The 1,239-nt window shown below is 58.8% G+C and carries 1 protein-coding gene; it reads left to right on the top strand.

Features of this window, described 5'->3' with window-relative positions; all coding sequences use genetic code 11:
- Positions 1 to 59: 59 nt before the first annotated feature.
- Positions 60 to 1,239, top strand: a 1,180-nt coding sequence (locus FHS75_RS17705; RefSeq protein ID WP_179408975.1) for an IS256 family transposase, incomplete at its 3' end; no start/stop codon positions are given.

Here is a 1,239-nt window from a genome sequence, read left to right as displayed (position 1 = left end):
GGGCCTGTCAGTAATTTTGTGCGCGAGGCCATATAGATGGAATGGAAAGGACCATCGATATGGCAATCGACAAGGATTTACTGGATCAGCTTCTGGACGGTCGTGATCCGCAGGATTTGTTTGCCAAGGACGGGCTGATCGACGAGTTGAAGAAGGCGCTTTCGGAGCGGATGCTCGCTGCCGAACTGGACGATCATCTCGAATCGGAAGCGGAAACCAGGGTTGGCAATCGCCGCAATGGCAGTTCGAAGAAGACGATGTTGACCGGTTCGTCGAAGGTGACGCTGGACATTCCGCGCGACCGGTCGGGTACGTTTGATCCCAAGCTGATCGCCAAATACCAACGCCGCTTCCCGGACTTCGACGACAAGATCATCTCGATGTACGCACGCGGCATGACGGTGCGCGAGATCCGGGGGCACCTTGAGGAGCTTTACGGCATCGACGTATCGCCGGACCTGATATCGACGGTGACCGACGCCGTGCTGGAAACGGTCAGCGAATGGCAGGGACGACCGCTCGATGCCTGTTATCCGCTGGTGTTCTTTGACGCGATCCGGGTCAAGATCAGGGACGAAGGCTTCGTGCGCAACAAGGCGGTCTACATCGCGCTGGGCATCTTGCCCGATGGAACCAAGGAAATCCTCGGCATCTGGATAGAGCAAACCGAAGGCGCCAAGTTCTGGATGCGCGTCATGAACGAGCTGAAAAACCGGGGCGTAGCCGATATCCTGATCGCCGTTGTCGACGGCCTGAAGGGCTTCCCGGATGCGATCAACGCGGTCTTCCCCGAAACCGTCGTTCAAACCTGCATCGTGCATCTGATCCGAAACAGCATGAGCTTCGCGTCCTGGAAAGACCGCAAGGCCATCGCCCAGTCCCTACGCAGCGTCTATCGCGCCGAGAATGCCGAGGCCGGCCTGGCCGCGCTGGAAGCCTTCGAGGAAGGTCCGTGGGGCCAGAAATATCCGGCTATCTCGCAGAGCTGGCGTCGGCACTGGGAGCAAGTGATCCCGTTCTTCGCCTTCAGCGCGCCGATCCGGCGGATAATCTACACGACGAATGCGATCGAGGCGCTGAACTCAAAACTGCGAAGGGCGGTTCGTACCCGTGGTCACTTCCCCGGTGACGAGGCGGCGATGAAACTGCTATACCTCGTTCTCAATCACGCGGCCGAAGAATGGAAACGGCCGCCGCGCGAGTGGTTCGAGGCCAAAACCCAGTTCGCCATCATCTTCG

The organism is Novosphingobium marinum, assembly GCF_013408095.1.
Lineage (GTDB): Bacteria > Pseudomonadota > Alphaproteobacteria > Sphingomonadales > Sphingomonadaceae > Novosphingobium > Novosphingobium marinum.
This window is presented reverse-complemented; position numbering and strand designations above follow the sequence as displayed.